This is a genomic window from Rhodococcus sp. 15-725-2-2b, assembly GCF_002259075.1.
Lineage (GTDB): Bacteria > Actinomycetota > Actinomycetes > Mycobacteriales > Mycobacteriaceae > Rhodococcoides.
This window is the reverse complement of record NZ_NPFL01000004.1, coordinates 43,622-56,023: the sequence shown is the minus strand read 5'-3', so window position 1 is coordinate 56,023 and position 12,402 is coordinate 43,622. Positions and strand designations below refer to the sequence as shown.

12 protein-coding genes are annotated in these 12,402 nt (G+C 64.0%); 6 read left to right on the top strand and 6 right to left on the bottom strand.

The features are described from left to right. Positions 1-25: 25 nt before the first annotated feature. Positions 26-1,318, bottom strand: a complete 1,293-nt coding sequence (locus CH306_RS01990; protein WP_094645513.1) for a competence/damage-inducible protein A — start codon at positions 1,316-1,318, stop codon at positions 26-28. A gap of 91 nt (positions 1,319-1,409) precedes the next feature. Here CH306_RS01990 and CH306_RS01985 point away from each other — a divergent pair, with 91 nt between their 5' ends. Further along, positions 1,410-1,817, top strand: a complete 408-nt coding sequence (locus CH306_RS01985; RefSeq protein ID WP_094645512.1) for a DoxX family protein — start codon at positions 1,410-1,412, stop codon at positions 1,815-1,817. Between the two features lie 209 nt (positions 1,818-2,026). Here the strand turns inward: CH306_RS01985 and CH306_RS01980 are convergent, their stop codons facing one another. After that, positions 2,027-2,785, bottom strand: a complete 759-nt coding sequence (locus CH306_RS01980) for a hypothetical protein (protein WP_094645511.1) — start codon at positions 2,783-2,785, stop codon at positions 2,027-2,029. A gap of 27 nt (positions 2,786-2,812) precedes the next feature. Next, positions 2,813-2,968 carry a hypothetical protein gene (locus CH306_RS28945; protein ID WP_176459362.1) on the bottom strand — a complete coding sequence of 52 codons (156 nt, stop codon included), beginning with the start codon at positions 2,966-2,968 and terminating at the stop codon, positions 2,813-2,815. Between the two features lie 117 nt (positions 2,969-3,085). Between CH306_RS28945 and CH306_RS01975 the strand changes: the two genes are divergently transcribed. The 5 genes from CH306_RS01975 (at position 3,086) to CH306_RS01955 (ending at position 8,375) form a co-directional block, all read left to right on the top strand. Further along, positions 3,086-3,733, top strand: a complete 648-nt coding sequence (locus CH306_RS01975; protein WP_143545341.1) for a hypothetical protein — start codon at positions 3,086-3,088, stop codon at positions 3,731-3,733. A 127-nt stretch (positions 3,734-3,860) separates the two neighbouring features. Beyond that, the gene (locus CH306_RS01970) at positions 3,861-4,520 is read left to right on the top strand and encodes a response regulator transcription factor (protein WP_094645509.1); all 660 of its coding nucleotides are present in this window, start codon (positions 3,861-3,863) and stop codon (positions 4,518-4,520) included. Position 4,521: 1 nt separating this feature from the next. Then, positions 4,522-5,922, top strand: a complete 1,401-nt coding sequence (locus CH306_RS01965) for a sensor histidine kinase (protein ID WP_256981009.1) — start codon at positions 4,522-4,524, stop codon at positions 5,920-5,922. A gap of 124 nt (positions 5,923-6,046) precedes the next feature. Continuing rightward, complete coding sequence (locus tag CH306_RS01960) at positions 6,047-7,411, top strand: MFS transporter (protein ID WP_094645788.1); 1,365 nt, start codon at positions 6,047-6,049, stop codon at positions 7,409-7,411. Positions 7,412-7,436: 25 nt separating this feature from the next. Continuing rightward, positions 7,437-8,375 carry a TAXI family TRAP transporter solute-binding subunit gene (locus tag CH306_RS01955; RefSeq protein WP_094645787.1) on the top strand — a complete coding sequence of 313 codons (939 nt, stop codon included), beginning with the start codon at positions 7,437-7,439 and terminating at the stop codon, positions 8,373-8,375. A gap of 9 nt (positions 8,376-8,384) precedes the next feature. Here the strand turns inward: CH306_RS01955 and araA are convergent, their stop codons facing one another. Genes araA through araB form a run of 3 tightly spaced genes read right to left on the bottom strand, consistent with a single transcriptional unit; the run spans position 8,385 to position 12,254 of the window. Then, entirely contained in the window at positions 8,385-9,869 is a 1,485-nt protein-coding gene (gene araA, locus CH306_RS01950; RefSeq protein WP_094645508.1) for an L-arabinose isomerase, read from the bottom strand. Positions 9,870-9,906: 37 nt separating this feature from the next. Further along, positions 9,907-10,584, bottom strand: a complete 678-nt coding sequence (locus tag CH306_RS01945) for an L-ribulose-5-phosphate 4-epimerase (RefSeq protein WP_045196143.1) — start codon at positions 10,582-10,584, stop codon at positions 9,907-9,909. Next, positions 10,581-12,254 carry a ribulokinase gene (gene araB, locus CH306_RS01940; RefSeq protein ID WP_032394819.1) on the bottom strand — a complete coding sequence of 558 codons (1,674 nt, stop codon included), beginning with the start codon at positions 12,252-12,254 and terminating at the stop codon, positions 10,581-10,583. Before araB ends, CH306_RS01945 begins: the two co-directional genes overlap by 4 nt. Positions 12,255-12,402: the final 148 nt, after the last annotated feature.

Genomic DNA, 12,402 nt, shown 5'->3' with positions numbered 1-12,402 from the left:
ACTAGACGGCAGTGCGCAGCAAGCTTCAGGCGTCGGTCGCCGGCTCCAACGTGTCGGCGAGCATGTGCATTGCCGCGGTGGTGGACAGTGCACGCACACTTGCCCGGTCGCCGGGGAGATGAAGAGTGCAGGTGACAGTCGGCCGGCCGGTGGAGGCGATGGCAAAACAGACGGTGCCGACCGGTTTTGCCTCGGTGCCCCCGCCCGGGCCTGCGACGCCACTGGTCGATACCGCGATGTCGACATTCAGTCGGTTCAGCGCTCCCTCGGCCATCAGCGCAGCCACCGGCTCGCTCACGGCTCCGTGTTGCTCGATGACCTCTGCGGGGACGTCGAGCAGGCCGGTCTTGGCCTCGTTGGCGTAGGACACCACCGCGCCGATGACGTACGCCGACGATCCTGCGCGATCGGTGAGACGTGCGGCGATCATCCCTCCGGTGCACGATTCTGCCGTGGCGATGCGATGCCCGGACAGACGGTGTGCCACGATGTCGTCGATCGTGGAACCATCGGTCGAAAAGACCTGTGTGCCATGGATTTTTTCGATGAGACGTTCGAGATCGGCGTAGGCAGTTCTCGCCGACTCGGTATAGCGGGTCACCATTTCGAGCTCGCCGAGGCTCAGACAGGTGGTGATCTCGAGATCGCCGAATCCCGTGATCTCGCTTTCGGCTGTCCGCAGCGTTGCGGCAAGGTCGGCCTCGGACAGTCGATAGCCGCGAATGGTGTCCTGACGCATCTGCGTGCGGCGTGCGAGAACCTCGGCGACGGGTGCGCTGTCGAGTGCCTCCGGCCACATCGCCTGCAGTTCGCGAGGTGGGCCGGGCAGGATGAGGACGGCGGGTAGCGACCTGGAGTCGTCGGCGGGTATCGCTACCCCGGGTGCGGTTCCGGTCGGTGAAATCGACTGCGCGCCTCGAGGAACCATCGCCTGCTTTCGGATACCGGCGCGCAGCGGCTCGGAGTCGGCTGCAGAACTCATTCGGCTTCGCCACCGCTGCACGATCGCGTGGATGCGATCTTCGAGCTCGGTGTCCAGTGTCAATTCGCGACCGTACAGCGCGGCGACGGTCGGGACGGTGAGGTCATCGGCAGTCGGACCCAAACCGCCGGTGGTGACGATCAAGTCGACGCGTTGATCGGCCAGGAACCGAACCTGCGCCGTCAGATCGTCCGGCCGATCACCGCAGACGGTGATGTGTGCGACGTCGACCCCCATCTCCAGAAGACGCTGAGCCACCCACGGGCCGTTCCGGTCTGTGACGCGACCGGCCAGAACCTCGGTTCCCGTGACCACCACACCTGCTCGCACAGTCATCCCTCGACCTTACTGATCGGGGCGCGGGCGGTGACTTTTGCGGTTGGCCCGGGTCCAACACGAGACATCTACCGCTACCGAGGAGACAGCCATGACCACCACCCACACCACAACGCCGGGCAAGATCGCCCCGCGGATCGGCCTCGTTCTACAGATCCTCGTGATCGTCTTTCTTCTGTTCGACGCGATCAGCCATATTCTGAATCTCCAGGTGGTGAAGGACGCGTCGGTCGACCTCGGTCTGCGCGACGAGATGGCGCCGATCACCGGCATCGTCATGCTCGTCATCTTGGTTCTCTACGCAGTTCCCGTGACGTCGATCCTGGGTGCCATCGTGCTCACCGGCTATCTCGGCGGTGCGGTGCTGACCAATTGGCGCGTCGAGAAGCCGCTGCTGAGCACAGTGTTCTTCGCGATCTACGTGGGCATCGCAGCGTGGGGAGCGCTGTGGCTGCGGGACGAGCGGGTTCGCAGCATCATTCCGTTGCGCCGAACATAGAGATCGCCGCAAACGCGCGCGCGTTCGCTCGGGTGGCCGAGCTTCTCCCTGTCCACCGCAAACGCGTGCGCGTTCGCCGAATGCTCGCGGAATCGTCGATGAACCTGCGCGCGCCTGGCGAATGCGCGCGCGTTTGCCGCGACTTCGTTGTCCACGAGTCGAACTCGGGCAAGCCGGCCGTGCAATTCGAGCTCGAATCCGGCCACCGGTCAGGTTGCTTCTTCCGCGCGGCCACCGCCCGTGAACAGATGGTCGTCCATCCGAGCGTCGACGGCGATGATCGTCAGGTCGAGGTCCGGTGCTGTGGTCGATTCGTCGCCAGGAGAGCCGACGTAGGCGCAGATGCCGGTTTGGACGTCCAGTCGCACGGTTTCCGGTGGTCCCGGGACCCAGCGGTCCGCCTCGAAGTCGTAGTGCCCGCTGAGCAGAGCACAGCACTCGCATCGGGCGTCGTATCGGTTCGTCGTGACGACAGTCGCCTGCCAGGCCGGTCGGCCGTGATGCTCGACGGCCCTCACCTCGGACAGTTCCGTGACCGTCTCGGTGGACGAATGATCGTGAGCAGAGCGGGTGAGTTCGATCGGGTTGAGCATGGCGATCCACTGGTAGTTCTCGTAGAACGGATCGTCGTAATCCACGAGCCATGAATTGGTGATGGACGGTAGAGCAGACACGAGGCCGTCGGAGTCGAACGTCGGTGAAGTGTCCGACGGCCAACGCCCCTCCGCCGGACTACATGCACCGTTCGAGTACTGCACGACCGTGTCGGCGAACGGCACACCAGCGCACACTCTTTCGACAACCTTGCCCTTGGCGTCCTCCACGCGCATATTTCCAGGACGACGAATCCATGCGTGCACCGGCAGTGTGTGGCGAGAAGGTAGGAGCTCGAACTCGACGGTCTTCCACCGCCACGGTGACGACTGTGCCAACCTGCGGAACTGTTCGACGGACGGGTTCGTGATCATGTACCGATCATGCCGTCGACTCGCGGTTCAGTTCTGCACGTTTCCGTTCTCGGGAGGGTGTGGCACGTTCTCGTCGTCCACGTGTGCGCCCTCGACCGCGTCCGTTTCGGCGGTGTGCTCGCGTGGGCCGTCGTTGCTGCCTTCGGACGGAACTGCATCGCTTGCGTCGGTCGGCATTGTCATGAAGTCTCCACAGGGTCGGGGCGAGGAGTCGCCATAGGTTGGACAATGTGGGTGTGCCCCAGTGAGCACAGAACTACACCCCGCGACACGCAACGTTCCGAAAATGACAAGGACCGTATGACATCGACAGGCGCACGGGGCTCGGTATGGTCGACGGTTGCAGTGATTGTCGGGATTGTTGCTGTCGGCACGGTTGTTGCCGGACTGCTGCACGAACCGCAGCCCGACCCGATCACGATTCCAGGTTGCGCGGAGGTCATTCAGCCCGAGGACTCCGTGCGAGTGAACTACGCATTCGCCATCGAGGGCGACGCCGACAACTCCGAAGTGCCGTGGAGATTCGACTCCAAAGCACAGTCGATGACCGATGCCCTGATCGCGGCACTTCCCACCGGAGCGACCGTCGAACCCGAACCGTTCGCACCGACCTTCGGTTTCGACGCGGGCGCAGTACGGCAGTCGCTCGACGGCCAGGCCGACGCGCTCGGAACCGTCACCGTCGGCAACCGGACCGGCACGCTGACAGTCACCGTCGGGTTGTCCGATCAGCCCGCTGGTCCGTGCTTCGCGGGCTTCGTCGACCAGCGGTCGACGCAATCAGACGGAACTGTGCTCGACATCCAGGACAGCACGCACACGACTCGCGTCGTTGCGAGCGCGATCGACGGCACCCGAATCGACGTGAACGCCAAGGGTGTACTGACGCTCGAGCAAGTCATCGATATCGCTCTGGCACCCGGACTTCGCGCAAGTACACCTGCCTGACGAACTGGGTGCTCCCACGGGCCGCAGCTGTGTGTTCACTACCGTCACTCACCGGCGGCATCCCGCGGATGACACCCGATGGTGAACAGTCACGTCCGCGCGCGTCCAGTGGCCTATCTTGAGTTCGATGCGAATAGCTGTGGTGGAGGACGACGACGGACTCGGTGATGCATTGGTGGACGCGTTGACCGAGGTGGGGCACACGCCTGTCCGCATGCGCCGCGGTGCCGACGCCCTGCTCGGCTATCACGAGATGGACATTGTGCTGCTGGATCTCGGACTGCCCGACATGGATGGCCTCGACGTTCTTCGAAAGCTCAGGACGCTGAGTTCGGTTCCGGTGGTGGTGCTGACGGCGCGAGACGACGAGCGCTCGGTGGTGCGGGCCCTGCGCGGCGGTGCCGACGACTACGTCGTCAAGCCGGCTCGATTGGGTGAATTGCACGCGAGACTCGAGGTGGCCGCGCATCGTCGAAGCGCGGCCACCGAACCCACGGCCGACAGGCTGACGCTCGGTGACATCGTCGTCGATCTCTCCGGCCGTGCCGTCGAAGTCAGCGGACGCGCTGTTGCGCTGACCACCAAGGAGTTCGACCTGTTGGCTCATCTCGTGACGCGACGCGGTGAAGCAGTGAGCCGGGAACAGTTGATGGACGCCATCTGGGGTGACGCCTACGTCGCGATCTCACGAACGCTCGACGTACACATGACGGCGTTGCGTTCCAAGCTTGCTCGCCCGGGTGCCATCGTCACGATCCGCGGCTTCGGCTACCGCTGGGATACCTGACGTGCGGCGGCGTGTCCTTTTGGTGTTGATGATCTACTCCACCGTGGTCGTGCTTGCTCTGTCGGTTCCCCTCGCGCTGTTGGTCGGTCGCGAACGAGCCCAACGATTCGGCGAGAATCGGGCCGCCGCAGCATCGTTCTTTGCGGAACTCAGCTCGCGAGAAGACGAATCCGGCGTAGCCCGTATCCGAGAATCGTTGCAGCGCTACAACAGTCTGTACGACGAGGGAGTTGCCGTCGTCGATCGCACCGGAGGGGTGCGGGCGGAATCAGGTCTGGACGTGCAGCGTGTCGACGTCCAGCAGTCGGTGGCAGGAGCGCTGCGCAATCAGCGCGGCGACCTACCGTCGAGTCTGACGCCGTGGTCGGATTCCTCGGTGTTGATTGCCGCCCCGGTCGGTGGGGGAACGCAAGTGGACGGCGCAGTGGTGCTAGAGGCGTCCACCGATTCTGCACGCAGGGACGTCGCGATTGCCTGGGTGGTCATCGCTGTCGGTGCCATGCTGATCCTCGCGACGGTCGCGGTGATCGCTGTTGCGTTGTCGCGCTGGGTCGTTCGTCCGCTGAGCGCATTGTCCTCGCGAGTCCATTCGTTCGGCGACAAGTTCCACGATCAGGTGTCGGTCGAGGGGTCGCACCGACTCGAGCCGGTGCCCTACGTCGGGCCACCGGAGGTGCGTGAGCTGTCCAGTGCCTTCGAGGCTATGGCCGACGACGTCGAGGCCGCCACCGCTGCGCAACGTCGATTGGTGGCCGACACCGCCCACGCTCTCCGGAACCCACTGGCAGCATTGCGAATTCGGATGGACGTGCTGGGAATGCGGGTGCCGGATTCGGCGACCGATGCGCACCGGCGGACCACACTCGAGGTGGATCGTTTGAGCTCCGTGGTGGAAGGTCTGCTCGTTCTCGCAGCTGCCGAAACCCCGGCGAGCACCCGGTCTCCCGGCTGCGATCTCGGTGCGGTTGTCGCAGATCGAGTCGAATTCTGGTTCAGCACGATAGTCGTGGCGGGAATGACCGTTCACGTCTCGGAGCCGGATGCCGATGCGGATTGTCGCGTTGCGATGTCGGAGGACGACCTGACTCGAATTCTCGACGCTCTGCTGAGCAATGCAACCAAGTACGCCGGCTCCGGCTCCGGCATCGAGATCGACTATCGAAGCAGTGATGCGGACGTCACGATGTGGTTGTCCGACAACGGACCGGGCGTGCCCACTGACGAACTCGGCAAGGTCGTCGATCGGTTCTATCGAGCGTCCGGTTCGCACGGCGACGGTACCGGTCTGGGTCTGTCGATCGTCCACGCCCTGACCGAGCGAGCCGGCGGATCCCTTCGGGTCATGGAGCGTCGGCCAGTGGGACTGCGGATCGAACTGCGCCTTCCGAAAGTCGTTTCCTAAGGGAGTGTTAGGAAATCCGAAACGGCTTGGTTCCGGGCTGTGCTTGCCGTCACAGTAGGGAGGCTTCGGTTGCCGATCGTTGACCGGCAGCCCAATTGTCCGCTGAATGTGGAAGGACCAAACCATGGCCAACGAGGCCACCTCGATCACCGGTTCGACGCTCCCGAGTCCACCCGTTTCCTCTCGCGCTGCCACCCGCCGTGCCGTCTTCAACACGCTGCGGGGGTCGTCCGGAAATCTGGTCGAGTGGTACGACGTGTACGTTTACACCGTCTTCGCGACGTATTTCGAGAATCAGTTCTTCGACTCCGCCGACAAGAACTCCACCATCTACGTGTACGGGATCTTTGCGGTCACGTTCTTGATGCGACCGGTCGGGTCGTGGTTCTTCGGCCGCTACGCGGACCGCAACGGGCGCAGGGCTGCACTGACGTTCAGCGTCTCGATGATGGCGGCGTGCTCGCTGGTCATCGCGCTCACTCCCGGACGGGAGAGCATCGGCGTATGGGCCGCCGTGATCCTGATCCTGTGCCGGCTGGTTCAGGGCTTCGCCACCGGTGGTGAGTACGGTGCGTCGGCGACGTACATGTCCGAGGCCGCCACGCGCGAGCGTCGGGGATTCTTCTCGTCGTTCCAATACGTCACCCTCGTCGGTGGGCATGTGCTCGCACAGGTGACTCTGCTGCTGATGCAGGTGTTCCTCGAGCGCGAACAGATCGAGGACTTCGGTTGGCGCATAGCCTTCTTCATCGGCGGAGTCGCGGCAGTGGTGGTCTTCTGGCTGCGCCGCAGCATGGACGAATCCTTGACCGAGGATCAACTCGACGCCGTTCGCAGCGGTGCGGACAAAGCCTCCGGTTCCTTGAAGGAATTGGTCGCCAACCACTGGCGGGCGTTGCTGATCTGCTTCATGGTGACGGCCGGTGGCACCATTGCGTTCTACACCTACAGCGTCAACGCACCCTCGATGGTCAAGACCGCGTACGAGGACCGGGGAATGACCGGTACCTGGATCAACCTCGCCGGCCTGGTCTTCCTTATGCTGCTGCAGCCCATCGGCGGAATGATCAGCGACAAGGTGGGCCGCAAGCCGCTGCTCGTCTTCTTCGGTATCGGAGGCGTGCTGTACACCTACGTACTCATCACGTACCTGCCGACGGCGACGTCAGTGGTGCAGTCGCTCGCACTGGTGTGCGTCGGCTACGTCATCCTCACCGGCTACACCTCGATCAATGCGATCGTCAAAGCAGAGCTGTTCCCCTCTCACGTCCGCGCACTCGGCGTCGGCTTGGGATACGCACTCGCCAACTCGGCCTTCGGCGGCACAGCACCACTGATCTACCAAGCCGCGAAGAACGGCGAGCACGTGGGTTGGTTCATCCTCTACGTGACGGTCGTGATCGCCATCTCGCTGCTTGTGTACATCTTCGTACTGCGCAACAAGTCCGAGACCGTACTCGACCGAGAGCAGGGTCGAGCGTTCCAGTGACCTGTGACGCCCTACAGTGACTGACATGGCCGAGCATGCAGCGTCGCTCTCGCGTAGAACGGCGCTGCAGGCCGGTCTGTTGGCACTGAGCGCTGCTTTCGCGGGTGCCTGCGCCTCGGATCCGCCGATGCAGCTGCGCCTCGCTGCAGGCGAGGTCGGTGGCTTCTTCTGGGAGTTCGCCGGACTGCTTTCCGACGCTGCCGCGAAAACCGCTGTAACGCAGATCGTTCCGCTCACCTCGGCCGGCTCCGTCGACAACCTCGAGGCATTGGGTTCTCGGCAGGCCGAGCTGGCACTGACGCTCATGGACGCTGCTTACAGTCATCCCAGCGGAGAGCTGGCGGCAGTCGGGTGCGTCTACGAGAACTACTTTCAAGTGGCCGTGCGAGCAGACTCGACTATCGAATCCGTGGACGATCTGAGAGGACGAAACGTGAGCATCGGTGCCCCGGGATCCGGTGCCACCGAAGTATCTCAGCGAGTCCTCCGCGCAGCGGGTGTTTCGGAAGACGGTGCTGTCGAACAGGTTCAGCTCTCGATGAGCTCAGCGGCAGATGCCCTGACGGCCAACGAAGTCGACGCCGTGATGTGGGCGGGCGGGTTGCCGACACCGGCATTTGCCCAGCCTCGAGCCGCGATTCGTCTACTCGATCTGGGTACCGTCGTCGCTGATCTCAGACGCGAATTCGGTACCGCGTACGAGGCTGTGCTGGTACCGGCAAACGTGTACGGCGAACATCAGGAGGTGACCTCCGTGGGCATTCCGAATCTTCTCCTGGCACATCCGGACGTGCCGGACCGCGTTGTCGCTGCACTGGTGGGTGTGCTTCTCGATCAGTCGTCCGGGCTGGTTCCCAGCCAGGCGATCGGCAGCCAATTTCTCGATGCGCGGTCGCTGGTCATGACCGGCAGCATCCCCCTCCACCCCGGAGCCGAACAGGAATATCGCAGACGACATGGATGATCGCCGACCTCACAACCTCGCTGCGAGTCGGTGATACGCCGCGTTCCATCGCAGTGTCTGTTGGAATCCACGCGTGGTGGTGCCCGCATCGATGGTGAGCAGTTCGACGCCGATCATGTCCGAGAATGCCTCCAGCACAGGCAGACCGATGGCGGTGCTCAGAACCGTGTGGTGGGGCGCACCGGCCGTCAGCCAGGATTCCGCCGACACCGCGAGTGAGGGCTGCGGTTCCCACACAGCGCACGCCACGGGTAGTTTCGGCAGCGCCTCGTCGGGCTCGACGACGTCGATCACGTTGGCTGTCAATCTGAATCGTTCACCGACATCCGAGAGTCCGACGACTACGCCGGGTCCTGGATCGGCGGTGAATCGCAGTCGCACCGGGTCTTCGCGGCCACCGATGGACAGTGGATGGATCTCCAGGGTGGGCCGCGAGGCGGTGATCGACGGGCACACCTCGAGCATGTGTGCGCCGAGGATCTTCTCCGCACCGGGAACGAGGTTGTAGGTGTAGTCCTCCATGAACGACGTTCCACCGTCGAGTCCCTCGGCCATCACCTTCATGCCGCGCAACAACATCGAGGTCTTCCAGTCACCCTCGCCGCCGAAGCCGTATCCGTCGGCCATGAGGCGCTGCACTGCGAGCCCGGGCAACTGACGAAGTCCGCCGAGATCCTCGAAGTTGGTGGTGAAGGCCTTGAATCCGCCGTCGGTCAGGAACTGCCGCAGCCCGGCTTCGACACGAGCACCGTAGCGGAGGGATTCGTGGCGGTCACCGCCCTTGTCGAGGCTCGGTGCGATGTCGTAGGACGAGCGGTATTCGTCGATCAGGTCCGAGATCGCCGAGTCGCTCACTCCGTCCACCACCTCGACCAGATCGTTGACGCCGTAGGTGTTGACGGAGACTCCGAATCGCAACTGCGCTTCGACCTTGTCGCCTTCCGTCACTGCGACGTCGCGCATGTTGTCGCCGAAACGTGCCAGGCGCAGTGACCTCAGCTCCGCTCGGCCGAGGGCCGCTCGCACCCACTGCTCCGCACGCTCCACAACCGCGGGATTGTCGACGTGGCCCGCCACGATCGTGCGCAGAACCCCCACCCGGGACTCGACGTGCCCGAACTCGCGATCACCGTGGGCGGCCTGATTGAGGTTCATGAACTCCATGTCGATCGTGGACCAGGGCAACGACATTCCCGCCTGCGTATGCAGGTGCAGCAGCGGAACGTCCAACGCATCGAGGCCGGCAATCCACATCTTGGCGGGGGAGAAGGTGTGCATCCACGTCACCACGCCCACGCATTCATCGGCGGCATTGGCCTCGCGCATGGTGCCGAGGATGGACGACGCGTCGAGCAGAACCGGCTTCCAGACCACCGAGACAGGAAGTGCCGCATCGAGTTTGTCCGCGATCTCGCGAGACTGGGCTGCGACTTGTTCGAGGGTCTCGGGCCCGTAGAGGCTTTGACTACCGGTGAGAAACCATACTTCGGACATGGGAGTACCTCCGTGGAGAGAAGATTCGGCGCGCCGGTCAGCGCTGGCCGTAGACGTTCTGATAGCGGTCGTAGAGCGCGTCGACCGATGCGCTCGGAATGCGAAGTGGCTGTCCCAGTTGGTAGGACAGATGTACCGATCGCGCGACGTCCTCGCACATGACAGCCGCCTTCACCGCCGATCGAGCGGTGGGTCCCACCGCGAACACACCGTGGTTCTGCATCAGCACGGCGGGAGATCGACTGTCCGCGAGGGTGTCGACGATGCCGCGTCCGATCGAGTCGTCGCCGATCGTGGCGAAGGGTCCGACCGGGATGTCTCCGCCGAACTCGTCCGCGCACATCGTGGTGACCACGGGAATCGGTTCTCCTCGGGCCGCCCACGCTACCGCGTACGGCGAATGTGTGTGCACCACACCGCCGATGTGATCGAGGTGTCGGTAGACGTAGGCCTGCGCTTCGGTGTCCGATGACGGCGCATGGTCACCCTCGACCACCTTGCCGTACAGATCGCACACCACCATGTTGCCGGGCGTGAGATCGTCGTACGAGACGCCACTGGGTTTGATGACCATCAGATCCCGGCCCGGAACCCGCGCCGAGACGTTGCCTGCCGTCCACACGACCAGTCCGTACCGCATCAATTCGGCGTGCAGGGTGCAGACGTCGCGGCGGATCTGCTCGATGGCCTCGCGCACGTCGTCGACGACGGTCATCGTGCATCCACCCTTCGGGTCAGCGCGTCACGTCGCAGTGCTCGCAGACGGCGCATGGTCGGCACGTCCCGGCCGAACCGGTCGTGCAATTCCAGATAGATCTCGAACAGGGAGTCGTAGGCTTTCGATCGCGATTCGTCGGGCACGAAAGCGGCCCGGTGTACCTTGCCCATCGACTTCGAGGCGACGGGCACGTCCGGGTAGCACCCGGCCGCCACCGCCGCGTGGATGGCAGATCCCAGAGCAGGTCCCTGTGCGGAGGCGATGACCGACAACGGCATTCGCAGCACATCGGCGTAGATCTGCATGAGCAGCGCGTTGCGTGCCAACCCGCCGGCGACGACGAACTCCTCGACCGGGACGCCACTGTTGCGGAAGGTTTCCACGATGACGCGGGTTCCGAATGCGGTTGCTTCGAGCAGCGCACGGTAGGTGTCCTCGGGACGCGTGGCCAGCGTGGTCCCGACGACCAGGCCGGAGAGCTCGTGATCGACCAGAACCGACCGGTTCCCGCTGTGCCAATCGAGCGCGACGAGTCCGTGCTCGCCCACGTCCTGCGCCTGCGCGAGGCGGGTCAGGTGCTCGTGCACCGACTCACCTGCCGCAGCAGCCGCCTCGCTGTACGCCGCGGGAACCGATGTGCGCGTGAACCATCCGAAAATGTCGCCGACGCCGCTCTGCCCTGCCTCGTAGCCGAACGATCCGGCGACGATTCCGCCGTCCACCACCCCGCACATGCCGGGAACTTCCTTCAGGACGGTCGAGCTCATCACGTGGCAGGTCGAGGTCCCCATGATGGCGACCATTCGGCCCGGTTCCACCGCTCCGGCCGCGGGTGCCGTCACGTGCGCATCGACGTTGCCGACGGCGACGGCTATGCCCTCGGGAAGTCCGGTCCATCGCGCAGCCTCGGCGGTCAACGTACCTGCACGAGAACCCAACTCGCCCAAAGGCTGATCGAGCTTGTCGGCGACGAAGGAACCGAAGCCCGGTGCCAGTTCGGTGAGGAAGTCCACGGACGGGTAGTGCCCGTCCTGATAGATGCCCTTGTAACCGGCGGTACAGGCGTTGCGTACGTAGTGTCCGCACAGTTGCCACACGATCCAATCGGCGGCTTCGACCCATCGGTCCATCGCGTCGTAGATCTCGGAATCTTCCTCGTGAATCTGCAGTGCCTTGGCGAACTCCCATTCCGAGGAGATCAGTCCGCCGTAACGAGGCAGCCAACTCTCGCCGCGACGCGCGGCGAGTTCGTTGATGCGGTCCGCCTGCCCCTGTGCCGCATGGTGTTTCCACAATTTCACGTACGAGTGCGGTCGATCGGCGAAGCGCGGATCTTCGCACAGCGGAGTGCCGTCGGCGTAGGTGGGCACCATGGTGCACGCGGTGAAGTCGGTGGCGATGCCGACCACCTGCTCGGCCTCGATGCCCGCAGCGGCCAGCGCGGCGGGTACTGCACGACGCAGAACGTCTCGATAGTCGTCCGGTACCTGCAGGGCCCATGCGTCGGGCAATCGGACCGTGCCGTCGGGCAGCGTCTCCTCGAGCACTGCGTGTCGGTAATCATGTACTGCCGAGGCGATTTCGGTGCCGTCGGACACCCGAACGACGACGGCGCGTCCGGACAGGGTGCCGAAGTCGACCCCAACCGTGTATCGGTCAACCGGCATTCAGATCTCCTTCGTGGGTCACCGACTGTGACGTGTGCAACACAGTGTGAGCGCTAACATCCTGTCGAGTCAAGTGCCTGCACCGCGAAGTGGGCGGATCCGACACGATGCGTTCGTCTCGGGTGGTCCTTGCCGCCTATGTCCGGAT

Bases quoted from the DNA above. Each gene is read 5' to 3' on its own strand.
- CH306_RS01990 (WP_094645513.1), bottom strand. From the start codon at position 1,318: ATGACTGTGCGAGCAGGTGTGGTGGTCACGGGAACCGAGGTTCTGGCC.
- CH306_RS01985 (WP_094645512.1), top strand. From the start codon at position 1,410: ATGACCACCACCCACACCACAACGCCGGGCAAGATCGCCCCGCGGATC.
- CH306_RS01980 (WP_094645511.1), bottom strand. From the start codon at position 2,785: ATGATCACGAACCCGTCCGTCGAACAGTTCCGCAGGTTGGCACAGTCG.
- CH306_RS28945 (WP_176459362.1), bottom strand. From the start codon at position 2,968: ATGACAATGCCGACCGACGCAAGCGATGCAGTTCCGTCCGAAGGCAGC.
- CH306_RS01975 (WP_143545341.1), top strand. From the start codon at position 3,086: ATGACATCGACAGGCGCACGGGGCTCGGTATGGTCGACGGTTGCAGTG.
- CH306_RS01970 (WP_094645509.1), top strand. From the start codon at position 3,861: ATGCGAATAGCTGTGGTGGAGGACGACGACGGACTCGGTGATGCATTG.
- CH306_RS01960 (WP_094645788.1), top strand. From the start codon at position 6,047: ATGGCCAACGAGGCCACCTCGATCACCGGTTCGACGCTCCCGAGTCCA.
- CH306_RS01955 (WP_094645787.1), top strand. From the start codon at position 7,437: ATGGCCGAGCATGCAGCGTCGCTCTCGCGTAGAACGGCGCTGCAGGCC.
- araA (WP_094645508.1), bottom strand. From the start codon at position 9,869: ATGTCCGAAGTATGGTTTCTCACCGGTAGTCAAAGCCTCTACGGGCCC.
- CH306_RS01945 (WP_045196143.1), bottom strand. From the start codon at position 10,584: ATGACCGTCGTCGACGACGTGCGCGAGGCCATCGAGCAGATCCGCCGC.
- araB (WP_032394819.1), bottom strand. From the start codon at position 12,254: ATGCCGGTTGACCGATACACGGTTGGGGTCGACTTCGGCACCCTGTCC.